A 24,010-nucleotide genomic window follows, 5' to 3' on the forward strand; every position below is an offset into this window, starting at 1 on the left:
TTTTTTTTTTTCAAGCAGAAGACGGCATACGGAATCTAGTACGGTTCCGTTGGCTCGGAGATGGGTATAAAAGCCGTTGACCTGAAAGCTGTCAAAATAACCAGCGATCATGTCAACATTTCACCCTTTTTTTCAAGGATATGTATTCTAAAAAACCTCTTGGATTGATACATATAGAGTAAGGACAAAGTGACAGGGGGGCCAACATGAAATTAAGTGAACTTGGCGGGAAAGAAATCGTCGATGCAAAGAGGGCAGAAAGACTAGGCGTTCTCGGACAGACTGATTTGGAAATCAATGAACGTTCTGGACAAATAGAAGCTTTGATCATTCCATCTTTAAAATGGTTCGGTCTCCGCAAACAATCCGGAGAAGTTCGGGTTCCATGGAAGCACATAAAGAAAATAGGTACCGACATGATTATCATTGACATACCTGATGATGAAGAGTAAAAGCGGGCACAGAGCCGGCTTTATTTTTTTGCCAATATAATCCCTTAGGTTTTAAAACATCAAAAACTCTACCCTTATTATATAGTTTTCAGCGCTGGCCATATGGCCGGCGCTTTTCTTTTATGGAAAACTCACCTATTCCAAGTTTGATACATATGATGTTGAAGTAGTTCAATTTGAATGAAATATATATTCCAGGATTAATGGAAAAGAAGGTGATTGTTCTCATGCTGACAGGAATGCAAATCGCAGTTATCGGCGGTGATGCGAGACAGCTGGAGATTATTCGCAAGCTGACAGAGCTTGATGCAAAGCTTTCTTTAATAGGCTTCGAGCAGTTGGACCATGCTTTTACAGGTGCCTCAAAAGAAAAGATAGATGAAGTTGATTTTTCCGTCCAGGACGCTTTGATCCTGCCTGTGCCAGGAACAAGTCTGGAGGGGCAGGTCGAAACGATTTTCTCAAATGAAAAAGTAGTTCTCATCAAAGAAATGCTTGAAAAGACACCAGAACATTGCACAGTTTATTCAGGAATCAGCAACTCATATTTGACTGGTATTACAAAGCAGGCTAACAGGAAACTTATACAGCTGTTCGCTCGTGATGATGTAGCAATATATAACTCGATCCCGACAGTCGAAGGAACGATCATGATGGCAATTCAACATACAGATTTCACCATCCACGGTTCCAAGGTAGCCGTTCTGGGGTTGGGCAGAGTCGGTATGAGTGTGGCGAGGACCTTCCATGCCCTTGGTGCTAAGGTGAAGGTCGGAGCGAGGAAAAGTGAGCACATCGCAAGGATTACGGAAATGGGTTTAGAGCCATTCCTTTTATCTGAAATAGGCAAAGAAGTTTCAGATACCGATATTTGCATCAATACGGTTCCTCATCAAATCGTTACAGCCTCTGTCATTTCAAGGATGCCAGCTCATACTCTGATCATTGACCTTGCATCCAAACCAGGTGGAACGGATTTTCGCTATGCGGAAAAGCGCGGAATCAAAGCGCTGCTTGCGCCGGGATTGCCAGGAATCGTTGCCCCGAAAACTGCAGGCCAAATATTGGCGAACGTTCTTTCTCAGCTGCTTATGGAAGACTTTAATAACCGAAAGGAGAAAGAAGCATGAGTTTAAAAGGGAAAAAGATTGGATTTGGATTAACAGGCTCGCATTGTACGTATGATGCTGTGTTTCCTGAAATTGAAAAGTTAGTGAATGCAGGAGCTGAAGTTTTACCGGTTGTCACATTCACTGTTAAAAATACAGAAACACGTTTTGGGAAGGGAGAAGATTGGGTACAGCGGATTGAGGAACTTACCGGGAATAATGTGATAGACTCAATTGTGAAGGCCGAACCCCTAGGTCCAAAAATACCACTTGATTGTATGGTCATTGCCCCGCTGACAGGCAACTCCATGAGCAAGTTTGCGAATGCAATGACGGATTCACCAGTCTTGATGGCTGCTAAAGCAACTTTGAGAAACCAGAAGCCAGTTGTCCTTGGCATCTCGACGAATGATGCTTTGGGGTTAAATGGCGTTAACCTTATGAGACTAATGGCAACCAAGAACATTTATATGATTCCTTTTGGCCAGGATGATCCGGTCAAAAAGCCAAATTCAATGGTAGCAAGAATGGGGATGCTTTCCGAGACAATCATGGAGGCGATGAATGGCAAGCAATTACAGCCAGTGCTGGTCGAGCGTTATAAGGATAATTAATTCTGTAGGGTTAACCCAGAAGACAATGGGTAAAACTTTGCTCTAAATGCTCTAATTTCAACTGGAAACGCTTTTCTCCGGCAGTGAAGCAAAATGTTTCTTTTCTTAATGATTGATTATGATAAAATATAGGATAATATACTAGGCGGTTATTTCTATTGGACCGCCGTTTTACTTATGGTCAAACAACCTCAGCAAAAATGCGGGGATATAAAAACGATAATGGTAGTGGAAGGGGAAACAGCAATGTCAGAGAGAAAAGGTTACCGTGTAGCAGTAGTGGGAGCAACAGGAGCAGTAGGTCAGCAGATGATCCAGACGCTGGAAAGCAGGGAATTCCCTGTTTCAGAGCTTTTATTGCTGTCATCATCAAGGTCAGCTGGTACAAAGGTTCAATATAAAGGAAAAGAGATAACAGTACAGGAAGCCAAACCAGAAAGCTTTGAAGGCGTTGATATCGCCTTGTTCAGCGCTGGAGGAAGTGTTTCAAAGGAGCTTGCACCTGAGGCAGTCAAACGCGGTGCGATCGTTGTTGATAACACAAGTGCATTCCGTATGGATGAGAACACTCCGCTTGTCGTGCCTGAAGTTAATGAGGAAGACTTGCATTCTCACAATGGTATTATCGCTAATCCGAACTGCTCTACGATCCAGATGGTTGTAGCATTGGAGCCATTACGTAAGAAATTCGGCCTGGATAAGATTATCGTATCAACGTACCAGGCAGTATCAGGTGCAGGGGCAGCCGCAGTCGAGGAGCTTGAGGAACAGACTCAAGCAATCCTGAACGGTGAAGAATACGAACCAAAGATTCTCCCAGTTAAGTCAGCGGAAAAGCACTTCCAAATTGCGTTCAACGCTATTCCGCAAATCGATACATTCGTAGATAACGGATTCACGTACGAAGAAATGAAAATGATCAATGAAACGAAAAAGATCATGCATATGCCTGAGCTGCAGGTTGCTGCAACATGCGTACGGCTCCCGGTTGGAACTGGTCATTCTGAATCAGTATATATTGAAATAGGCCAGGACGGGGTTTCCGCAGCTGAAGTAAAAGAACTTTTGGCGGATGCACCAGGAGTTGTCCTGCAGGATGATCCTGATCAGCAGCTGTATCCAATGCCTGCATTCTGTGTTGGCAAAAATGATGTTTTTGTCGGCAGAATCAGGAAGGACCTGGACAATGATAAGGGCTTCCACATGTGGGTCGTTTCTGACAATCTGTTAAAAGGTGCTGCATGGAACTCAGTCCAGATTGCTGAAAGTCTTGTGAAGCTTGGATTGGTAAAGTAGAAGCATAAATGTATTAATGACAGAATTACTGAGGTGTTACGATGAAAATAATCGTTCAAAAATTTGGCGGTACATCTGTCCGGGACGAACAAAGCCGCTGCCAGGCGATGGGCCATATTAAAAAGGCGATCGCTGATGGGTATAAAGCGGTTGTGGTAGTCTCTGCGATGGGAAGGAAGGGAGATCCTTACGCAACTGACACTCTCCTCAGTCTGCTGGGAGGAAGTGACAGCAAAATCAGCAAGCGCGAGCATGATCTCCTGCTGTCATGCGGAGAAACGATTTCCAGTATCGTTTTTACCAATATGCTGCTTGAAAACGGCATAAGTGCGACGGCCCTTACAGGTGCACAGGCAGGATTCAGGACAAATAGCGAGCATACGAACGCGAGAATCCTTGATATGAAATGCGATCGGCTGTTGAGGGAACTTGATCAGGTCGACGTTGTCGTTGTGGCTGGCTTCCAGGGCGCAGCAAAAAATGGAGACGTGACAACAATCGGCAGGGGCGGCAGTGACACATCAGCTGCAGCGCTTGGTGCAGCGTTAAACGCTGAATGGATTGACATATTTACCGATGTCGAGGGAATCATGACTGCTGACCCAAGGATTGCAGAAAACGCAAGGCCTCTTTCCGTGGTCACTTATACTGAAGTTTGCAATATGGCATACCAGGGAGCAAAGGTAATCCACCCTCGTGCTGTAGAAATTGCCATGCAGGCAAAAGTACCGATTCGAATCAGGTCAACCTATTCGGAAGGTCTGGGCACGCTGGTTACTGCCCTTAATCGTGAGAATAAAGGGACTGACATCAAGGAAAGGCCCGTGACAGGAATAGCGCATGTTTCAAATGTAAGCCAAATCAAGGTATTTGCTAAAAAAGACCAATACAATCTGCAATCTGAAGTTTTCAAGGCGATGGCAAATGAAAACATAAGCGTTGATTTTATCAATATTTCTCCTAATGGAGTGGTCTACACAGTCTTGGACGAAATGACGGACCGGGCAGTAAAGGTACTGGAAGGTCTGGGACACACGCCGCAAATCGAGAAACATTGTGCAAAGGTCTCCGTTGTCGGAGCGGGAATGGCAGGAGTCCCAGGGGTAACCTCAAAAATCGTTACAGCTTTATCCGAGAGAGGCATTCGTATCCTTCAGTCTGCTGACAGCCATACAACCATTTGGGTATTAGTCAAACAAGAGGATTTAGGAAAGGCAGTAAATGGATTGCATGACGCCTTTCAGCTCGAAGAGGAAACAGCTGATTTCGAGCGTCAAGATATATAAAAGATTTTGCTTCCCAGCCTCGGCTGCCGGAAGCCTTTCAGAAGAGGAGTGAACAGGAATGGTTCAATTCGGAAGAGTATCTACAGCAATGGTGACCCCATTTGATCATAAAGGTCACATTGATTTCGCTAAAACAACCCAGCTAGTAAACCATTTGATTGACAACGGAACAGATTCGCTTGTTGTTGCAGGGACAACTGGTGAATCCCCGACTCTGTCTAAAGAAGAGAAAATCGCATTATTCCGGCATGTCGTGAAGGTTGTAGACAAGAGGGTTCCTGTAATTGCTGGAACAGGCAGCAACAACACATATGCGACCATCGAACTGACAAAAAAGGCGGAAGAGATTGGTGTAGACGCGATTATGATCGTAGCGCCTTACTACAATAAGCCAAACCAGGAGGGTCTTTATCAGCATTTTAAAGCAGCTGCTGAAGCTACCTCACTGCCAGTAATGGTATATAACATTCCGGGCAGGTCAGTTGTCAACATCATGCCTGATACAGTCATCAGGCTTGCTGAAATCCCGAACATTGTTGCTGTAAAGGAAGCGAGCGGCGATCTGAATGCCATGACTAAAATCATCGCTGATACACCAGACGATTTCCTTTTATACAGTGGAGATGACGGATTGACTCTGCCAGTTCTTGCAATCGGCGGAACTGGAATTGTCTCAGTAGCATCACATGTGATTGGAAATGAGATGCAAGCAATGGTCGATGCATTCTTCAGCGGAAGGAATGCGGATGCAGCAAAATTGCATCAGCGCCTGCTGCCAATTATGCAAGGACTTTTCGCTGCACCAAGCCCGGCACCTGTAAAAACAGCATTGCAGCTAAAAGGACTCGATGTCGGTTCCGTTCGTTTGCCAATGATACCATTAACAGAACAAGAAAGAACAGCAGTAGCGAAATTATTTGAATAGAAGATTAGGCCAGCCTCGTTAGGGCTGGCCTTATTTTATATGAGGGGTAAAAATTATAGTCACTTATTGGTAAAAGGGAGCCCCTGCATTGCCCGAAAAAGGAACTTTAGAGCATGAACACACAGTAAAAGCATTGCCTGCTGCATACTCATGACACGAAGGAATATTGTTGTAAAGGTTTTCTGTCGTCAAGTATAATGGTTTTAACTGATTACGTTCGGGAGCTAACAACATAGGAGGAGCAGGAAATTGATTACGAAAAACGAAAATATTAAAATCATTCCACTTGGCGGAGTTGGGGAAATCGGCAAGAATATGTACATCACCGAAGTAGATGGTGATATTTTTGTGGTTGACGCGGGATTGATGTTTCCTGAGGATGAGATGCTTGGAATTGATATTGTCATTCCCGATTTAACATACTTGATATCGAATAGCGACAGGGTGAAAGCAATTTTCCTGACGCACGGCCATGAAGATCATATTGGGGCGTTAACATATGTTTTACGAAAAATAAATGTGCCGGTATACGCTACGAAATTAACAATTGCCCTTGCCGAGGAGAAGATGAAGGAGCAGGAATTTACTGGATCTGCTGATTTTTATGAAATTCATGCGGACTCAGTATTGGATTTTGACAATGTTTCTGTTTCCTTTTTCAAAACCAATCATAGTATACCAGGTTCAGTCGGCGTCAGCATTCATACTTCAGAAGGCGCAATCGTACATACAGGGGATTATAAATTCGACCAGGCTGCTGGACCACTGTACAAACCTGAAGTCGGCAAGATGGCAGCAATAGGTGAAAAAGGGGTTCTTTGCTTGCTTTCAGACAGTACAGAGGCTGAAAGACCAGGGTATACGCCATCTGAATCAACCGTCGTTGCTGAACTGTCCAATGTTTTTTATAATGCACAGGGCAGGATCATCGCTGCTTGCTTTGCTTCTGATCTAAACAGGATTCAGCACCTATTTAACAGCGCATCGGCGAATGGCCGCAAAGTAGCGGTCTCAGGGAATAGCTTAAAGCGTGTATATGATATTGCATTGCAACTTGGGTATTTGCAGGTGGAAGAAGACTTAATTATATCGGTAAATGATTTAAAGGATTACGATGATGATCAGGTAGTTATTTTAACCACGGGAAGCCAGGGCGAGCCGATTGAAGCTTTGCAGAAGATGGCTAAACAAGTGCATCCACAGGTGAATATCCAGGAAGGGTATACAGTCCTGTTTGCTGCTTCTCCACTGCTGGGGAGTGAGGTATTTATTTATAAAACAATGGATATGCTTTACCGTGCCGGTGCGAATGTTATGTCTGGCAAAAAATGTGTTCAGGTTTCAAGCCATGGAAGTCAGGAAGAATTGAAATTTATGATCAATCTGATGAACCCGAAATTCTTCATTCCTGTTCATGGCGACTACAAAATGCTGAAGGCTCACAAAAAGCTGGCACAATCATGCGGGATTGCAGAGGAGAATATTTTCATTCCCGACCGTGGTGATGTGATTGAAATTTCTGGCGGGAAACTGAAGTCCACAGAGAAGGTTCCGGCAGGGAATACATTGATTGACGGAATCGGGGTCGGAGATGTAGGCAATATTGTTCTCCGGGACCGAAGACTGCTTTCGCAGGACGGTGTTTTAATTGTAGTCGTTACACTGAATAAAGCAGACAGAAAGATTGCAGCCGGACCAGAAATAATTTCGCGCGGTTTCGTCTATGTCCGTGAATCAGAGAAGCTGATGGCGGAATCTTCTGCGCTTGTAAAAGAAATCGTAAAGAAAAATGCTGATAAAGAGTCATTTGATTGGAATAGTCTAAAACAGGACATCCGTGATTCATTGAACCAATATTTATATGAGAAAACGAAACGCCGTCCAATGATCATGCCGATCATAATGGAGGTTAAATAATCACAAAAAGTACTGGCTCATGCCAGTGCTTTTTGTTTTACCTTCTCATGCAAAAGTCTGATGTCATTCTCTGGTCTGGAATGAAATTGCTTATGATGTTCATACTAAAATTATCATGCCTGAAGGGAGCATAAAAGGATGGATATTGATATGAATAAATTCAGTTCAGAAAACCAGGAAGGACAGCAAGGGGATAAGGAAAACAAACCGTCTGGCCTTCTTGAGAAAATACAGCAGCTTGGCCAAACGAATGTACCTCAGCTGTCTCAGGATTCGAAGATCCATTGTTTGACGATTGTTGGCCAAATCGAAGGACATATGCAGCTTCCGCCTCATAATAAAACGACGAAATATGAACATTTAATTCCGCAAATTGTCGCAATTGAACAAAACCAGAATATTGAAGGCTTGCTTGTTATCTTGAATACAGTTGGCGGAGATGTAGAAGCAGGGCTGGCGATATCGGAGATGCTGGCATCACTTTCCAAGCCGACAGTATCTATCGTACTTGGTGGCGGCCATTCAATAGGCGTGCCTATTGCAGTATCCTGTGATTATTCTTTCATTGCGGAGACAGCAACAATGACTATTCATCCGATCAGGTTGACTGGACTCGTCATTGGTGTTCCGCAAACTTTTGAATATCTAGATAAAATGCAGGAAAGAGTCGTTAATTTTGTTACGAAGCATTCCAATATCCCTGAAGAAACATTCAAAGAGCTGATGTTTGCAAAGGGTAACCTGACAAGAGACATCGGAACGAACGTAGTCGGCCATGATGCAGTAGAGACTGGTCTCATTCATGAAGTTGGCGGCATAGGGCAGGCGATGAAGAAGTTAAATGAATTAATTGATTTGAATAAACAAAAGTCTGAAGTGATTGTACAATGATCCTTTACACTATGATGCCGCATGAACAGGTATTTCCTCCAAGTGAAGACGTAGCCGTAAACCAAGTTATGATGAGCTTTAACGGAATCCCGATCATGGCAGAGATGACCGAAAATCACGAGTATCGGGTAGTCAGAGTAATGAGTACCGACCCAAACCATTATATGGAACCTTCCTGTTTACCTGGTTCAACAATTTCATTATCATAAGTTAAGCCTTATTTTGACAGTTTTTCACCGGCAGGCAATATGTAATTTGTTCAGATATCTATTGGCAAGGTTAAAAAAACGATTGTGCCGTTTCAACTGGCAAATATGATATAATATGGATACACTCAGCATTGGCAGCCGATAGGGCTGCTTTTCTTCCTTTATAAGAAAGTATAAGCTTTTTAACTAAAATTACTGTCTAGCTCCAGCGCTTGTCGGGGCTGGACAAGGCGCTTGCGCTTTTCTTATGAAGTTTGAAGACCGGACTCATTGTTTATGCTGATAGTGAAGCTATAAATATTCAGGTGATAAAATGGCCAAAAAGAAAAGACGGCAATCAAGAAAGAAGAGTGCATTGAAAACAACAGTTCAATATGAACTTGCCGGGTTAGGATTGCTCGCATTGGCCATCATAGCGATGGCGGATTTGGGTGCAGTTGGAAGGGCGGTCGTGATGTTTTTCCGCTTTTTCTTCGGAGAATGGTATATGCTCAGCCTGGTAGGGCTGGTCGTGTTCAGTATTTATATTATGTGGAAACGAAGTCTGCCCTTTATTTTCCACACCAAATTGATTGGTACATATCTGATTCTCAGTGCAATCTTGTTATTAAGCCACGTGACGTTATTCGAACTATTATCCAATGGAGGCAAGTTTGAGGATCCAAGTGTCATTAAAAATACATTTGATTTATATGTCATGGAGGCAAAAGGAGAGACAAGCACTACAGACCTTGGAGGCGGGATGATCGGGGCTGTGATGTTTGCGCTGTTTTATTTTTTGTTTGATGCAGCCGGCTCCCAGTTAATTGCGTTTCTGTTGATCATCATAGGCGCTATTCTCGTTACAGGGAAAACCTTTAGTGAAGTTGCCGGAAAAATACTTACACCAATCGGCAGTTTTATCAAAGACCAATGGATTTCATTCCTTGAAGACGTGAAGCAATGGAAAGAAAATCACCAGCATAAAAAGACAGAAAAACTGCAGGAGAAGCAAGTTAAAAAAGAGAGCAGCCAGGCAGTTCCCCAGGAAGCGAAAGCTGAAAAAACAATTGAACTTACTGAGGAGCCGGCTCCGGAGCCAATCATATCCAGCTTTGCGGAGCGAGCCTATGCAAACACTGCTGAAGCACAACCACAGGAGGCGGAGAAGAAGGGTAAAACCGCACAGGACACCGGTGATGCTGGTGAAGAATTGACACAACCAATTACTTTTACTGAGGTAGAGAATACCTCATATGAGCTTCCGCCGATTGATATATTGAAGCTGCCGAATAAAACCGACCAGAGCGGAGAATATGAAATGATCCATGCCAATGCAGCCAAGCTTGAACGTACCTTCCACAGCTTTGGTGTAAAGGCAAGAGTTACCCAGGTTCACCTTGGACCTGCTGTTACAAAGTATGAAGTCCACCCAGATGTCGGTGTCAAGGTCAGCAGAATCGTAAGTTTGAACGATGATTTGGCATTAGCTCTGGCTGCGAAAGATATCAGGATCGAAGCCCCTATACCCGGAAAGTCAGCCATTGGAATCGAAGTGCCTAATTCCGAGGTGGCGATGGTTTCCTTACGGGAAGTTATTGATTCCAAACAGCACAACAAACCTGGATCAAAACTTCAAATTGGTTTAGGGCGCGACATTACCGGAGAAGCAGTGCTTGCAGAATTAAATAAAATGCCTCACCTTCTTGTTGCTGGTGCTACCGGAAGCGGGAAAAGTGTATGTATTAACGGAATTATTACCAGTATTCTGATGAAGGCAAAGCCTCATGAAGTCAAACTGATGATGATCGATCCAAAAATGGTGGAGTTGAATGTATATAACGGGGTGCCACATTTGCTGGCTCCTGTTGTAACAGATGCGAAGAAAGCATCCCAGGCACTCAAAAAAGTGGTCAGTGAAATGGAAAGGCGCTATGAGCTTTTCTCTCACACTGGAACAAGGAACATAGAAGGCTACAATGAATATATTAAGAGGTACAATAGCGAGGAAGATGCGAACCAGCCTTTGCTTCCATTCATTGTCGTAATTGTGGACGAGCTTGCGGACTTGATGATGGTTGCATCATCTGATGTCGAAGATTCGATTACACGTCTTGCACAAATGGCCCGTGCTGCAGGAATCCATCTGATCATAGCTACGCAGAGGCCGTCAGTTGATGTCATAACTGGGGTAATCAAAGCGAATATTCCTTCAAGAATAGCATTTGCCGTTTCTTCGATGACAGACTCAAGAACGATTCTTGATATGGGCGGTGCTGAGAAGCTGCTCGGAAGAGGTGACATGCTGTTCCTGCCTGTAGGGGCATCCAAGCCTGTCAGGGTGCAGGGAGCTTTCCTCTCGGATGAAGAGGTTGAAGAGGTTGTCAACTACGTGATTGGCCAACAGAAGGCGCAGTATCAGGAGGAAATGATTCCTGAAGATATACCTGAGAACACGTCAGAGGTTGAGGATGATTTGTACGGTGATGCTGTAGACCTTGTGGTGGAAATGCAGACAGCTTCTGTATCCATGCTGCAAAGAAGATTCAGGATTGGGTACTCTCGTGCAGCAAGACTGATTGATGAAATGGAGCTGCGAGGTGTGGTTGGGCCCTATGAAGGAAGCAAGCCGCGAACCGTCCTGGTGGCTAAGTCTGAAGAGGCATAACATCATACGTTTATAAAAGACAAAAGTCGGGTGGTCACACCCGACTTTTGCTGTCTGTATAGGATAAAACTCCTGGAGTGAAAATAATAATGTCATACTATTAAAACCGCTTACAAAATCTTATTATAGCAAAAAAATAGGTTTATCGTCCCGGAAAAAGTGACAATTTTGGTCAATCTAGCTTTTTTCGACAAATTGTTGAAACACTATTTATTTATCTTTAAAAAAGTGTTATAGTATTTTCGATTAGTAGGAATGCTATACATCAGATGTCTGATGTCTTGAGCAAAAAGGTTGGAGGAACGCCTCATGTCGATCAAGTCAGATAACCGGCACCTGTATTTACAAGTAATCGATCACCTAAAGCAAGATATTCAAAAAGGTATATATAAAGAAAGAGAGAAACTGCCTTCCGAATTTGATCTTGCCAAACAGCTTGGAGTTAGCAGGGCTACTCTCCGCGAAGCATTGCGAATTCTTGAAGAAGAAAACGTCATTGTTCGCAGGCATGGTGTAGGAACCTTTGTCAACGCCAAACCCTTGTTTGAGTCAGGTATCGAACAACTTAACAGTGTGACTGGCATGATTGAGCAGGCAGGGATGAAGCCTGGTACAATCTTTTTAAACTCAACGACTACTGGGCCAACCGAAGAAGATATTCGTCGTTTCTCATGCTCGCTTGATGATGAAATCACACTCGTCGAAAGGGTCAGAACTGCAAACGGGGAGCCTGTTGTCTATTGTTTGGACAAGATTCCTTCAAGTATCCTGCCGGAAGATTCTTCTTTTGAAGATGAATCATTGCTTCATCTTCTTGAGATTAAATCGAACCGGAAGGTGACATATGCAGTAGCTCAAATCGAGCCAATTGGCTATCATGAGAAGATTTCACCCATCCTTGAATGCGCGCCGGAAACAGCATTGCTTGTTTTGAAGCAGATGCATTTCGACGAGAACGATGTTCCAATTCTTTATTCGGTCAATTACTTTAAAGCCGACAAGTTCAGTTTTCATGTCCTTAGAAGAAGAATTTAATTTTTTTAATGAAATGAAAACGCTAACTGATTGGTTTTTCAGAACATTCCTGCGAAATCACAAACATTCTCTGGGGGGTACAAACCTTGAAAAAGCGTAAATTTGGTTTGGTAATGTCATTGCTTCTAGCGGCAGGTACAATGTTGGCAGGTTGCGGAAGCGACGAAGGCGACAGTTCTAATGGCAAGGAGTCAGACTTAAGAGTAGGTATGGTTACTGACGCAGGTACGATTGATGATAAATCTTTCAACCAAGGTACTTGGGAAGGAATCAAGAAGGCTGAAGAAGAATTCGGCGTTAAGACAAAGTACCTTAAGCCAGCAGGAACTACTGAAGCTGAATACTTAAAAGAAATCGGCAACTTATACGATGCAGAATATAAGTTCATCGTTACACCGGGCTTTAAATTCGAAACAGCTGTTTTCCAAGCCCAGGATAAATATGAAGATGCTAAATTCGTCATTCTTGATGGAAATCCGCACAATGGAGATTACAACCCTGTTGTTAAAGATAACACTGTAGCTGTATTCTTTGCAGAGCACGAATCAGGATTCCTTGCTGGTGTAGCTGCAGCCGTTGAATTAAAAGAAGGCGAAGCTGGATTCATCGGCGGTATGGAAATCCCTGCTGTACAAAAGTTCAACTGGGGCTTCCAACAAGGTCTTAACTATGCAAATGAAAACCTAGACACAAATGTAACAATCAAAGCTGAAAACGTAGTTTACCAGGGTTCATTTGACAACGCTGCTGCAGGCGGACAAATCGCTGCTCAGTTCTATGACCGTGGCGTAGATGTTATCTTCACTGCTGCTGGTGGTGTTGGTGTTGGTGCGATCAACGAAGCGAAGAACCGTGCTAAGGCCGGAGAAAATGTATGGATCGTTGGTGTTGACGTTGACCAGTTCGAAGATGGTAAGTACGATGGCGACAAGTCTGTCATCCTTACTTCAGCAATGAAGAAGCTAGACCAGGTTGCTTTCGACATGGTCCAAGCTGAGATCGACGGCAAATTCCCAGGCGGAGAAACATTGATTTTCGATGCTAAGAACGATGGAATTGGTCTTCCTGAGAAAAACCCTAACCTAAGCGATGATACGATGGGCAAGGTTAAAGAAGTTTACGAAAAAGTTAAATCTGAAGAAATCAAGGTCTCTGCTGAACAGGGAGATTTATTCAAGTAAAATAGTGCAAAAGAGACGGTCTCTTCCGTCTCTTTTGTCTATCGAACTCAAAAAGGAAAATTTTTGAACTTTTTTCAAAGTGAAAATGTACAGCTCCAGAGCCTGGCTTCCAAATAATCGGCCTTCCAAAAGGAAGTTTTCGCATCACTTCCCCAGGTGCCCGGTGAATGCTTGGGAAGCTGACAAGGGCGCTTACGCTATTCTTAATAGGTATAGAGTCTAATACAAAGGTGAGTGCTACTATGAGTTATGTAGTTGAGATGTTGAATATCCGGAAGGAGTTTCCAGGTATTGTAGCCAACGATAATGTTACCCTTACACTTAAAAAAGGGGAAATTCACGCATTGCTAGGTGAAAACGGTGCAGGAAAGTCAACCTTGATGGGTGTTCTGTTCGGTATGTACCAGCCTGAACGAGGCGTAGTAAAAGTAAATGGACAAGAAGTTAAGATTACGAATCCTAATGTGGCAAACCGTCTGGGAATCGGAATGGTGCACCAGCATTTCAAGCTGGTTGAGAACTTCACTGTAACAGAAAACATCATTTTGGGCAGTGAGCCGCTTAAAGGCATGGTGCTTGATATTGATAAAGCAGCAAAAAGAATTGAAGAATTATCAAAGCATTACGGTTTGAATGTAGATCCTCACGCAAAAATCGAAGATATTTCAGTAGGTATGCAGCAAAGGGTAGAAATTTTGAAGATGCTTTATCGTGAAGCGGATGTTCTTATTTTGGATGAGCCAACAGCTGTTCTTACACCAGCAGAAATCGATGAATTGATGAAAATCATGCGTAATCTTATTAATGAAGGCAAGTCTATAATTATTATCACTCATAAATTAAAAGAAATTAAGGCCGTTGCGGACCGTTGTACAGTCATTCGCCGCGGAAAAGGAATTGGAACTGTCGATGTGGCAGAAACCAGTGAGGCTAGTCTTGCCGAAATGATGGTCGGACGTCATGTCTCTTTCAAAGTGGATAAGAAAGAAAGTACTCCTGGTGAAGTGGTACTTAAAATAGATTCTTTATCAGTTAAAAATAATCGAAAAGTTATGGGATTAAAGGATTTTTCATTGGAAGTGCGAGCTGGTGAAATAGTCGGCGTTGCCGGTGTTGAGGGCAATGGGCAGACTGAGCTTGTAGAAGCAATCACTGGCTTAAGGAAAGCAGAGTCTGGAACGATTCTGATTAGTGGCGAGGAAATCACAAACCTTCCAATCCGCCAACGGAATGAAAAAGGAATCAGCCATATACCGGAAGACAGGCAAAAACGCGGGCTTGTTCTTGATTACACACTTGTATCAAACATGGTGCTTCAAATCTATAACAAACAGCCTTTCTCTAAGCGTGGATTATTAAATTATTCTGCTATGAAAGCGTATGCTCAAAATATCATTACAAACTTCGATGTTCGTTCAGGTGAAGGTGCTGCATCAATTGCCAGGACTCTTTCTGGTGGTAACCAGCAAAAAGCGATCATCGGGCGTGAACTTGAACTTGATCCGAAGCTCTTGATTGCTGTACAGCCGACTCGCGGCCTGGATGTTGGTTCTATTGAATATATCCATAAAAGGATTATCGAGCATCGTGACAAAGGGAATGCAGTATTGCTAATTTCTTTGGAGCTTGATGAAGTTCTTCAGCTTTCAGATCGCATAGCCATCGTCAATAATGGTGAGCTAGTAGGCGAGGTTATCGCAGCTGAAACAAATGAAAATGAAGTTGGTCTTATGATGGCAGGCGTGGCTAAGGAGAGAAGCATATGAGAAATACCATCGTATCTTTAATATCCATTATTCTAGGTCTTGTGGCCGGCGGAATTTTGATGCTTTTTATCGGAAGTAATCCGATAGAAGGTTATTCCTATTTGCTCCAGGGAGCTCTGAAGAATCTTGAGCGTATTGGGAATACACTGGCAACAGCAACTCCGCTTATATTTACTGGCTTGTCTGTCGCTTTTGCTTTCCGTACAGGACTCTTCAACATTGGGGCATCTGGACAAATGCTGGTCGGGGGCCTTGCTGCTACTGCAGTCGCCCTAACTTTTGATTTATCCCGTCCAATCCTTCTGTTGGTTATGGTGCTTGCAGGTCTGGTAGCAGGTGGATTATGGGCTTTCATTCCGGGTTTACTGAAGGCAAAGTTCAATGTTCATGAGGTTGTTTCGACAATCATGATGAACTGGATTGCCTACTGGACGATTTACTATATTGTCCCTGGTTATTTCAAGGGAGAATTCCTCGAGACAGAATCTAAGAAACTTGCGGAATCAGATACTTTGCGAACTCCATTCTTAACAGAAATGTTTGATGGATCTTATATTAACTTAGGTCTGTTCTTTGCAGTTATTGCAGTAATCATCATTGCCTTCATCATTGAAAAAACAACACTTGGTTTTGAATTGAAGGCAGTTGGATTTAATAGATTTGCTGCAGAATACGCGGGTATGAAAGTTAACCGCAACATCATCTTATCTATGTTGATTTCAGGTGCTCTTGCTGGAGTCGGTGGGGTAGCATTGTACACAGGAAATGCTTCAAGCATTCAGATTGGTATTCTGCCTGCACAGGGTTACGACGGCATCGCAGTTGCTCTTCTAGGTGCAAATCACCCTGTTGGTGTATTTTTCGCAGCCGTGCTGTTCGGGATTCTTTACTCTGGTACTGGATTTATGAATGCTATGACTGAAATTCCACCAGAATTGGCGAATACCATCATTGCGATCATCATTTATTTCGCTGCGACGAGTGTAATGATTGAGCGTTTGCTGAACAAATTCAAGGCAAAGAAATCAAATAAAGATAAAAGTGGTCCTGTAGTCGAGAAGGGAGATTCATAAGATGTGGCAAATAATAGAACAAATTTTTCCTTACGCGATTATCTTTACCATTCCTCTTCTTATTACGGCACTAGGCGGACTTTTTAGTGAAAGAAGCGGTATTGTAAATATTGCCCTCGAGGGATTGATGGTCATTGGTGCATTCTCTGGCGCACTATCCATTCATTACCTGAGCGGCGTATTGGACAACCACACATTGGTCCTCTGGCTTGGATTGCTGGCTGCTATAATTGCCGGTATGCTTTTCTCCATCTTGCATGCGTTTGCGAGCATTAATCTGAATGCCAATCAGATTATCAGTGGTACGGCAATCAACTTGATTGCCACTGCCCTTACGGTTTTCCTTGCTCGTAATATGACTGGAAGTGGCAACATCCGAATCTCAAGCGGTTTTTCACCGTCAAACGTTCCATTCCTTTCGGATATTCCAGTGATTGGAGACTTATTTTTCACAAAAACCTATCCTACAACATGGTTTGTTTTAGTTATTCTATTCGTAAGTTCATTCATCTTATATAAAACAAAGTTTGGGCTTCGTTTACGGTCTTGTGGTGAATTTCCTCAGGCTGCCGAAGCAGCAGGGATCAATGTCAGAAGAATTCGTTACAGCGGTGTTCTGATTTCCGGAGCTTTCGCCGGATTGGGCGGTGCTTTGATCATTGTCACACAGTCAGGTGAATTCACAGGTACTGTTGCAGGTCTAGGCTTCCTTGCACTTGCTTCCTTGATTTTCGGTCAGTGGAAGCCGCTAGGTGTGCTTGCAGCGACTTTCTTCTTTGGATTTGCAAGTACGATTGCAAACGTGTCTCAAGTAATTCCAGAGTTGGCTGTTATTCCGCCAATCTTGTTGAAGATTTTCCCTTATGTAGTGACGCTGATCGCTCTCGTTATCTTCTCCAAGTCATCACAAGCACCAAAAGCTGTTGGAGAAACATTCGACAGTGGGAAACGCTAAAATTGTATACTGTGAAAAGAGGTACCTTAAAAGGGTGCCTCTTTTAATTTTTGGCTCTGTTAAAGCTCACTGTTGTTTAAAAGCTCTGTTGATTGTAGTGGAAGGCGCGAAGACTCCTCCGAAAATGCTATCGCATTTTCATCGTTCTTGGGCAGGTTCGAGGCAGTACAATCAATGTCCTGCGGGATGAGCTAGTCATGGGGATACCCCGCAGGCGCATAAGCGCTGAGGAGGCTCCCCGACTGCAAGGAAGAATTTGAACTTTGAAAAACGGCAGTAGGGCTTTTTCATAATTCTTCCCCGCGGAAAGCGAAGCGCCTGGAACGAAAATCAACTGCCGAGTTTAACAGAGCCTAATTTTCAGGCTATAATATTCATTAGATAATATCATAAAAATTTGAACATTCACTTTAGATTAAATCTTTCATATGTGTTAATATAAAGGAAAAGTTTGCTAAAAAATATAATCGTCAAGAGGGCATGCGCATGAAGCTATCATTATATATGGACGATCGAGAAACGGAAAAAATCTTTTCTTATTTACGTTGGATATTCTTGCTGGTAGGGATTCTAGTATTCTACTTTCCCCCACTGGCGGACAGGCTGAATTTTACGAAAGAAACATTTCCTTTATTGCTGGCAATAGGATTTGTCTACATGACCGTGGCGCAGGTTGCTTTGATAAAAATGTCGGCGGGAAACGAGTATTTTAATTTACTTACAAAGGCTGGCATCATTTTCGATTATATTGCTTTAATGTGGCTTCTTGCCTTGACGAATGGAGTCATTTCCCCGCTTTTTCCGATTGCTTATTTGGTCGTCATGCATGCGACCATATACTGGCGGACGAAGGGAGCGATTTTATCTTCGATTTCGTTAACAATAGGATACACAACTATTTTTGCTTTCCAGGCTCAATTTGACTTTCATACTACATTTGTCTTTATTTTAAATCTTGTCTTCATCTGGATCATTGGTGTGTTTGGATCATTGATCGTCATACGTGAAAGGAAGCATTTGAAACAGAAAGAAATTTTTCATGAGCTGATGTTCACTGACTATTTAACAGGCTTATATAATCATCGCCATTTCCAGGAACAATTAAGGGTTTTGGCAAGTGCGCGGCAAAATTTCCTGCTGGTCATGGGAGATATTGATCACTTTAAGCAAATCAATGACCAATTCGGCCATTTAGCGGGTGATGAAATCTTAAAAAAAATTGGAAGCATCTTTCAAGAACTGGCGGCTGAATATGATGCGCAGGCTTTCCGTTATGGCGGAGAGGAATTTGCCTTTCTATTGCCTGCTATCGAGGAACCAGAACAAATCCGCTTTTTTGATGACCTCTACGAAAGATTATCTGCTGAAAAATTCAGTGAAGAATGCAAGAGTGTGACGATGAGCTTTGGGATTGGTTCGTCAAAAGGTTCAGTCTTGCCGGATAAACTTCTTGGTTATACTGACCAACTTTTATACAGTGCAAAAGCAAACGGAAAAAATCAGGCTAAGTTTGAATCTGGTTATACATATTTTTATTCGCAGACAATAGATGAAATCGCTGCTTCTAGACAATAAAAGCTTCCCAATCGGGAAGCTTTTGCCATATTGACTGCCAAATCCTTGAATAAGACTTAATGTGAAAGGTATAGTTAGAGTATATTTATAGGAATATTAAATATAGACTTCACAACGTATACATAAAAAGAAGAATGTTTTATTTTCATCAATCATGTGAAGAAGAAAGATTGTAAGCAAGTCCTGTTGTTATAAATAAAGGAGGATATCAATGGCTGTCATTTCAGAATCAATCAAGGATATGAAAGGCTACAAGCTCCATATTGTCAAAACGGAAAAATTCAAAACAAATACAATTGTCTGGAAGATGAAGGCTCCGCTTACCAGTGAGGATGTGACGAAACGGGCGCTGCTTCCGTACGTGCTGCAAAGCAGTTCCAAGGCTTACCCGACGACTTCGAAGTTTCGGTCTTATCTTGATGAGCTTTACGGTGCAAATTTATATGTAGATGTCTCGAAAAAGGGAGAATATCAAGTCCTCAGTTTTTCTCTTGAAATAGCAAATGAAAAGTTCCTGAGCGATCCTGACCCTTTGCTGAAAAAAGGATTGCAATTGATGACGGAGATACTGGTGAATCCGCTGGCTGAAAATGGATCTTTTGACAAAGAGACTGTTGAAAAGGAGAAACGCACATTAAAGCAGCGGATCCAGGCCGTCTATGATGATAAAATGAGATACTCTAATTTCAGGCTTGTCCAGGAAATGTGCAAGGATGAACCATATGCCCTCCATGTAAATGGTGAAATTGATGATATTCCCCAAATTGACGAGAAGAATCTCTATGAATACTACAAGAAAGCCTTTGCGGAAGATGAGCTTGACCTATTTATCATTGGGGATGTTGATGAGGCAGAAGTCCAGTCGTTTGCCCAGGACCTCCTGCAATTTGATCAGCGTACACCTAAACTGGTTGAGGCTTCGAGGGATACTCTTGTTCAAGAGAAAACGGTTAAGGATCATGAAGATGTTAAGCAAGGGAAGCTGAATATCGGCTACAGGACAAATGTACTTTATGGTGATAAGGATTATTACGCACTGCAGGTATTCAACGGTATTTTCGGAGGTTTTTCACATTCAAAGCTATTTTTGAATGTCCGTGAAAAAAATAGTCTTGCCTATTATGTCGCAAGCCGACTTGAAAGCCATAAAGGTCTGATGATGGTCATGTCTGGCATTGAATTTGAAAATTTTGAACTTGCTGTAAAAATAATCCGTGAACAAATGGAAGCCATGCAAGCTGGCGATTTTACCGACCAGGAAATCGAACAGACAAAAGCTGTGATTGAAAACCAAATGCTTGAAACAATGGATACTGCAAGAGGGATGGTAGAGGTCCTGTATCATAATGTTGTTTCACGTCAAAATGTCAGCCTCGATGACTGGTTACAGGGCATGAGTAAAACCACAAAAGAAGAAATCGTTGATGTAGCCAAAAAGGTTCAGCTTGATACGGTCTACTTCTTAACTGGATTGGAGGCGGACAAATAATGGAGAAAATCACTTTTGAACAGCTTCAGGAAGAAATGTACTACGAAAAGCTGGATAACGGACTTGATGTATACATTCTTCCGAAAAAGGGATTCAATAAAACATATGCTACATTTACAACTAAATACGGTTCGATCGACAATCACTTCCTTCCTCCTGGAAAAAATGATTTTGTTAAGGTACCAGATGGCATCGCCCATTTCCTTGAGCATAAATTGTTTGAAAAGGAAGATGGTGACGTCTTCCAGCAATTCAGCAAGCAGGGTGCTTCTGCAAATGCATTCACTTCATTTACGAGGACTGCTTATTTATTTTCAAGTACATCAAATGTGGAGAAAAACCTTGAAACGCTGATTGACTTTGTTCAAGAGCCTTATTTTACCGAGAAGACAGTTGAAAAGGAAAAGGGGATCATCGGGCAGGAGATTACAATGTATGATGACAACCCAGACTGGAGGCTGTATTTCGGCCTGATACAGAATATGTATAAGAGCCACCCCGTCAGCATCGATATCGCGGGTACAATCGAGTCGATTTCCCACATAACAAAAGATATGCTGTATGAGTGCTATGAAACTTTTTACCATCCGAGCAATATGATGTTGTTCGTAGTTGGTCCTGTTAACCCTGATGAAATCATGGGCTTGATAAAAGAGAACCAGGGGAAGAAGGAATACGAAAAACAGCCAGAAATCCAGCGGAGATTCGATGAGGAACAAGCTGTGGTTGCTGAAAAGAAACAGGTTCTTAAAATGAATGTCCAGACGTCCAAGTGCCTGGTTGGGATCAAGGCGGCCGACCCGACTGAATCGGGAAAGGAGATGCTGAAAAAAGAGCTGTCTATCAATGTGATGCTTGATATTCTCTTTGGAAAAAGTTCTGAGAACTACACCGAGTTATATGGCTCAGGATTAATTGATGATACGTTTTCTTACGATTATACGGAAGAGCAGGGCTTTGGCTTTGCGATGGTTGGCGGCGATACGAACGAGCCGGATGTCCTTGCAAGCAAGTTAGAAGCCATGCTGCTGGATGCCAAATCCGGCCAAGGGTTGACAGATGACAACCTTGAAAGAACCAAAAAGAAAAAAATTGGAGCTTTCCTCAGGGCTGTCAATTCACCTGAGTATATTGCGAACCAGTTCACACGCTATGCATTCAATGATATGGATTTATTTGATGTAGTGCCGGTGCTTGAAAGCCTTACACTGGATGATCTCAAGCAGGCTGCCAGCAAGCTGATTGCCGAAGAACGGTTCACAGTCTGTCAGGTAGTTCCAAAGGATAAGCAATAAAACAGCATTTCATCTATGCGCCGGTCATTGCCGGCGCATTATTTCATGAGAGTATTTGGAGAGGGAAAACATGAAAAAATTCGCACTCGTAACAGGAGCAAGTGGGGCGATCGGAAAGGCGATTTCCACGAAACTTGCAGCTGAAGGTTATTCGCTTTATTTGCATTTTAACAAGAACGAAAAAGGGATGGAGGAACTTGTTGGTCAGATTCAACGCTTTGGAGGAGAATATATACCGATCCAGGCAGATCTTTCATCAAAGACAGGCTATTTGGATTTAGCGGCAAACATTTTCTCCATTGATGCAATAGTACATAATGCAGGTAATGCCCTATACGGACTTCTTGAAGATTTGGAGGAGGCGAAAGCAGAGGAACTTATCCAGATTCATTTAACATCGCCTATGATGCTGACCAAAAAGCTTATTCCTAAATTGCGGCAAAAAGAAAGAGGGAGTATCGTTGTCGTGTCGTCTATATGGGGACAGACAGGCGCATCATATGAAGTGGCCTATTCGGCGGTGAAAGGAGCCCAAATTGCTTTTGCCAAAGCGTTGAGCAAAGAACTGGCAAGCTCAGGGATAAGGGTGAATGCCGTAGCTCCAGGAGCGATTCAGACTCCTATGGTTAAAGACTTTACACAGGAGGAAATCAAAGCCATTACCGATGATATTCCATCTGGCCGTTTGGGAAAAGCTGACGAAGTGGCAGATAGTGTTGAATTCCTTCTGTCTGATAAGTCCTCCTATATTAACGGACAGGTACTGGCAGTGAACGGCGGCTGGCTGACATGATGCAGATGTGACAATTTTTCAAAACATGTACCGAAATGAATAATAATGACCATACGTATGCAAAATAACCTTGTACTATTTTAGACAAGGAGGTTGTCAATATGTCCGTTTTGGATAATTGGAATCAGTGGAAGGATTTCTTGGGAGACCGCCTTCATCAGGCGCAGGACCAGGGAATGAATAAAGAAGTTATGGGAGACCTTGCCTACCAGATCGGAGACTATCTTGCTCAGAACGTCGATCCTAAAAATGAGCAAGAAAGAGTCCTTGCAGACCTTTGGTCAGTTGCAAGCCCGGAAGAACAGCATGCCATTGCAACAATGATGGTTAAATTGGTTCAGAACAATGGTACTAAATAATCAGTAGGATTTGGAGAGGGGACATACAGCTTCCTCTCTTTTTTTATGCTCTTTTCGTAATCTTTGTTGCTCTCTTAACCAATAGTAAAAACCGGCAGTTGGGGAGTTACGTGTATTAATGCGTTCATTATTAAGAAGTCTCCTCCTAAAGACCTTTATTAATTGACGCAAAGAGCTGTGCTTTTTCATCGAGAAGGCATCTGGGACAAGGCTTTATTTTACTTTTAACTTCTGGCTTGTTTTTCCTTTCATCTTCTTTGAAAATCATATAATATAGTAGCTAGATATTCGGTGTCAAAATGTGTCGTAATCAAGTGACCTTATAGCAGAGGAGGAGAACGATGGAAAAGAAAGAATGGTACTTGGAATATGAGATTATGATTAACCGTCCAGGACTGCTAGGTGATATTTCTTCTTTGCTTGGTATGCTGTCAATAAACATTGTTACGATCAATGGAGTCGATGAAGGAAGGCGCGGCCTGTTGATCCTTGCAAAAGATGATGACCAAATTGAACGATTAGAGTCAATTTTGAATACAATGGATACAATAAAGGTAATTAAAATCCGTGAACCGAAGCTTCGTGACCGGATGGCGGTCAGACATGGCAGGTACATACAGCGTGATGCAGATGATAAAAAAACATTCCGGTTTGTTAGGGATGAACTTGGACTACTTGTAGATTTTATGGCAGAATTGTTTAAGATGGAAGGACACAAACTGATTGGGATCCGCGGGATGCCGCGAGTCGGCAAGACGGAGTCAGTCGTGGCTTCGAGTGTCTGTGCGAATAAGCGGTGGCTGTTTGTTTCTTCGACATTGCTGAAACAGACAATCCGCAACCAATTGATTGAAGATGAGTACAACGCTGATAACTTATTTATCATTGACGGAATCGTCTCCACGAGGAGGGCGAATGAAAAGCACTGGCAGCTTGTCAGGGAAATCATGCGTCTGCCTGCGGTGAAGGTTGTTGAACATCCGGATATTTTTGTCCAGAATACGGAATATACACTGGATGACTTTGATTATATTATTGAACTTCGCAATAACCCTGATGAAGAAATTGTGTATGACATGGTTCAGAAGAATCACATGTTTACCGATTCTGATTTTGGCGGATTTGATTTTTAACAGTATTGGA

The 24,010-nt window shown here is 42.7% G+C and carries 21 protein-coding genes; all 21 read left to right on the plus strand.

Annotated elements, in window-relative coordinates; all coding sequences use genetic code 11:
* Positions 1 to 206: 206 nt before the first annotated feature.
* Positions 207 to 452, plus strand: a complete 246-nt coding sequence (locus J7I80_RS08685; RefSeq protein WP_167832858.1) for a YlmC/YmxH family sporulation protein — start codon at positions 207 to 209, stop codon at positions 450 to 452.
* Between the two features lie 227 nt (positions 453 to 679).
* Complete coding sequence (gene dpaA, locus J7I80_RS08690) at positions 680 to 1,582, plus strand: dipicolinic acid synthetase subunit A (RefSeq protein ID WP_214737971.1); 903 nt, start codon at positions 680 to 682, stop codon at positions 1,580 to 1,582.
* Positions 1,579 to 2,175 carry a dipicolinate synthase subunit B gene (locus J7I80_RS08695; protein WP_192473235.1) on the plus strand — a complete coding sequence of 199 codons (597 nt, stop codon included), beginning with the start codon at positions 1,579 to 1,581 and terminating at the stop codon, positions 2,173 to 2,175. The genes dpaA and J7I80_RS08695 overlap by 4 nt, the downstream gene beginning before the upstream one ends.
* A 246-nt stretch (positions 2,176 to 2,421) precedes the next feature.
* Positions 2,422 to 3,471, plus strand: coding sequence for an aspartate-semialdehyde dehydrogenase (asd, locus tag J7I80_RS08700; RefSeq protein WP_214737607.1), 1,050 nt, complete (start codon positions 2,422 to 2,424; stop codon positions 3,469 to 3,471).
* Positions 3,472 to 3,512: 41 nt separating this feature from the next.
* A complete protein-coding gene (gene dapG, locus J7I80_RS08705) occupies positions 3,513 to 4,757 on the plus strand; it encodes an aspartate kinase (protein WP_214737609.1) in 1,245 nt (414 codons plus the stop codon).
* Between the two features lie 58 nt (positions 4,758 to 4,815).
* Entirely contained in the window at positions 4,816 to 5,682 is an 867-nt protein-coding gene (gene dapA / locus J7I80_RS08710; protein WP_214737611.1) for a 4-hydroxy-tetrahydrodipicolinate synthase, read from the plus strand.
* A gap of 249 nt (positions 5,683 to 5,931) precedes the next feature.
* The gene (locus tag J7I80_RS08715) at positions 5,932 to 7,599 is read left to right on the plus strand and encodes a ribonuclease J (RefSeq protein WP_214737614.1); all 1,668 of its coding nucleotides are present in this window, start codon (positions 5,932 to 5,934) and stop codon (positions 7,597 to 7,599) included.
* A gap of 138 nt (positions 7,600 to 7,737) precedes the next feature.
* Positions 7,738 to 8,490 (plus strand): ClpP family protease, encoded by a 753-nt coding sequence (locus J7I80_RS08720; protein ID WP_225650411.1) that lies wholly within the window; start codon positions 7,738 to 7,740, stop codon positions 8,488 to 8,490.
* Positions 8,487 to 8,699, plus strand: a complete 213-nt coding sequence (locus J7I80_RS08725; RefSeq protein WP_214737616.1) for a YlzJ-like family protein — start codon at positions 8,487 to 8,489, stop codon at positions 8,697 to 8,699. The genes J7I80_RS08720 and J7I80_RS08725 overlap by 4 nt, the downstream gene beginning before the upstream one ends.
* Before the next feature lie 313 nt (positions 8,700 to 9,012).
* Entirely contained in the window at positions 9,013 to 11,346 is a 2,334-nt protein-coding gene (locus tag J7I80_RS08730) for a DNA translocase FtsK (RefSeq protein ID WP_214737618.1), read from the plus strand.
* 309 nt (positions 11,347 to 11,655) lie between these two features.
* Positions 11,656 to 12,381 (plus strand): GntR family transcriptional regulator, encoded by a 726-nt coding sequence (locus J7I80_RS08735; RefSeq protein WP_192473241.1) that lies wholly within the window; start codon positions 11,656 to 11,658, stop codon positions 12,379 to 12,381.
* An 86-nt stretch (positions 12,382 to 12,467) separates the two neighbouring features.
* The gene (locus J7I80_RS08740; RefSeq protein WP_251027672.1) at positions 12,468 to 13,562 is read left to right on the plus strand and encodes a BMP family lipoprotein; all 1,095 of its coding nucleotides are present in this window, start codon (positions 12,468 to 12,470) and stop codon (positions 13,560 to 13,562) included.
* A 242-nt stretch (positions 13,563 to 13,804) separates the two neighbouring features.
* Positions 13,805 to 15,328 carry an ABC transporter ATP-binding protein gene (locus J7I80_RS08745; RefSeq protein WP_214737620.1) on the plus strand — a complete coding sequence of 508 codons (1,524 nt, stop codon included), beginning with the start codon at positions 13,805 to 13,807 and terminating at the stop codon, positions 15,326 to 15,328.
* The gene (locus J7I80_RS08750) at positions 15,325 to 16,401 is read left to right on the plus strand and encodes an ABC transporter permease (RefSeq protein WP_214737622.1); all 1,077 of its coding nucleotides are present in this window, start codon (positions 15,325 to 15,327) and stop codon (positions 16,399 to 16,401) included. The genes J7I80_RS08745 and J7I80_RS08750 overlap by 4 nt, the downstream gene beginning before the upstream one ends.
* A gap of 1 nt (position 16,402) precedes the next feature.
* Positions 16,403 to 17,356: an ABC transporter permease gene (locus J7I80_RS08755; protein ID WP_214737624.1), complete on the plus strand. Its 954-nt coding sequence runs from the start codon at positions 16,403 to 16,405 to the stop codon at positions 17,354 to 17,356.
* Positions 17,357 to 17,842: 486 nt separating this feature from the next.
* The gene (locus J7I80_RS08760; RefSeq protein WP_214737626.1) at positions 17,843 to 18,931 is read left to right on the plus strand and encodes a GGDEF domain-containing protein; all 1,089 of its coding nucleotides are present in this window, start codon (positions 17,843 to 17,845) and stop codon (positions 18,929 to 18,931) included.
* 211 nt (positions 18,932 to 19,142) lie between these two features.
* Positions 19,143 to 20,420 carry an EF-P 5-aminopentanol modification-associated protein YfmF gene (gene yfmF, locus J7I80_RS08765; RefSeq protein ID WP_214737628.1) on the plus strand — a complete coding sequence of 426 codons (1,278 nt, stop codon included), beginning with the start codon at positions 19,143 to 19,145 and terminating at the stop codon, positions 20,418 to 20,420.
* Complete coding sequence (gene yfmH, locus J7I80_RS08770; RefSeq protein WP_214737630.1) at positions 20,420 to 21,715, plus strand: EF-P 5-aminopentanol modification-associated protein YfmH; 1,296 nt, start codon at positions 20,420 to 20,422, stop codon at positions 21,713 to 21,715. The genes yfmF and yfmH overlap by 1 nt, the downstream gene beginning before the upstream one ends.
* A gap of 70 nt (positions 21,716 to 21,785) precedes the next feature.
* Positions 21,786 to 22,508 (plus strand): elongation factor P 5-aminopentanone reductase, encoded by a 723-nt coding sequence (gene ymfI, locus J7I80_RS08775; RefSeq protein WP_214737632.1) that lies wholly within the window; start codon positions 21,786 to 21,788, stop codon positions 22,506 to 22,508.
* A gap of 101 nt (positions 22,509 to 22,609) precedes the next feature.
* Positions 22,610 to 22,867 carry a DUF3243 domain-containing protein gene (locus J7I80_RS08780; protein ID WP_041966668.1) on the plus strand — a complete coding sequence of 86 codons (258 nt, stop codon included), beginning with the start codon at positions 22,610 to 22,612 and terminating at the stop codon, positions 22,865 to 22,867.
* A gap of 341 nt (positions 22,868 to 23,208) precedes the next feature.
* Complete coding sequence (locus J7I80_RS08785; RefSeq protein ID WP_192473250.1) at positions 23,209 to 24,000, plus strand: DUF3388 domain-containing protein; 792 nt, start codon at positions 23,209 to 23,211, stop codon at positions 23,998 to 24,000.
* Positions 24,001 to 24,010: the final 10 nt, after the last annotated feature.

This window comes from Bacillus sp. ISL-41, assembly GCF_018613235.1.
Taxonomy (GTDB): domain Bacteria; phylum Bacillota; class Bacilli; order Bacillales; family Cytobacillaceae; genus Mesobacillus.

What these genes read in the sequence shown, in the direction of transcription:
- J7I80_RS08695 (WP_192473235.1), top strand. Translation starts at nt 1,579, where the DNA reads ATGAGTTTAAAAGGGAAAAAGATTGGATTTGGATTAACAGGCTCGCAT.
- J7I80_RS08735 (WP_192473241.1), top strand. Translation starts at nt 11,656, where the DNA reads ATGTCGATCAAGTCAGATAACCGGCACCTGTATTTACAAGTAATCGAT.
- J7I80_RS08780 (WP_041966668.1), top strand. Translation starts at nt 22,610, where the DNA reads ATGTCCGTTTTGGATAATTGGAATCAGTGGAAGGATTTCTTGGGAGAC.
- yfmF (WP_214737628.1), top strand. Translation starts at nt 19,143, where the DNA reads ATGGCTGTCATTTCAGAATCAATCAAGGATATGAAAGGCTACAAGCTC.
- dapG (WP_214737609.1), top strand. Translation starts at nt 3,513, where the DNA reads ATGAAAATAATCGTTCAAAAATTTGGCGGTACATCTGTCCGGGACGAA.
- J7I80_RS08730 (WP_214737618.1), top strand. Translation starts at nt 9,013, where the DNA reads ATGGCCAAAAAGAAAAGACGGCAATCAAGAAAGAAGAGTGCATTGAAA.
- ymfI (WP_214737632.1), top strand. Translation starts at nt 21,786, where the DNA reads ATGAAAAAATTCGCACTCGTAACAGGAGCAAGTGGGGCGATCGGAAAG.
- J7I80_RS08720 (WP_225650411.1), top strand. Translation starts at nt 7,738, where the DNA reads ATGGATATTGATATGAATAAATTCAGTTCAGAAAACCAGGAAGGACAG.
- J7I80_RS08755 (WP_214737624.1), top strand. Translation starts at nt 16,403, where the DNA reads ATGTGGCAAATAATAGAACAAATTTTTCCTTACGCGATTATCTTTACC.
- asd (WP_214737607.1), top strand. Translation starts at nt 2,422, where the DNA reads ATGTCAGAGAGAAAAGGTTACCGTGTAGCAGTAGTGGGAGCAACAGGA.
- J7I80_RS08745 (WP_214737620.1), top strand. Translation starts at nt 13,805, where the DNA reads ATGAGTTATGTAGTTGAGATGTTGAATATCCGGAAGGAGTTTCCAGGT.
- J7I80_RS08750 (WP_214737622.1), top strand. Translation starts at nt 15,325, where the DNA reads ATGAGAAATACCATCGTATCTTTAATATCCATTATTCTAGGTCTTGTG.
- yfmH (WP_214737630.1), top strand. Translation starts at nt 20,420, where the DNA reads ATGGAGAAAATCACTTTTGAACAGCTTCAGGAAGAAATGTACTACGAA.
- J7I80_RS08760 (WP_214737626.1), top strand. Translation starts at nt 17,843, where the DNA reads ATGAAGCTATCATTATATATGGACGATCGAGAAACGGAAAAAATCTTT.
- J7I80_RS08725 (WP_214737616.1), top strand. Translation starts at nt 8,487, where the DNA reads ATGATCCTTTACACTATGATGCCGCATGAACAGGTATTTCCTCCAAGT.
- J7I80_RS08785 (WP_192473250.1), top strand. Translation starts at nt 23,209, where the DNA reads ATGGAAAAGAAAGAATGGTACTTGGAATATGAGATTATGATTAACCGT.
- J7I80_RS08685 (WP_167832858.1), top strand. Translation starts at nt 207, where the DNA reads ATGAAATTAAGTGAACTTGGCGGGAAAGAAATCGTCGATGCAAAGAGG.
- dpaA (WP_214737971.1), top strand. Translation starts at nt 680, where the DNA reads ATGCTGACAGGAATGCAAATCGCAGTTATCGGCGGTGATGCGAGACAG.
- dapA (WP_214737611.1), top strand. Translation starts at nt 4,816, where the DNA reads ATGGTTCAATTCGGAAGAGTATCTACAGCAATGGTGACCCCATTTGAT.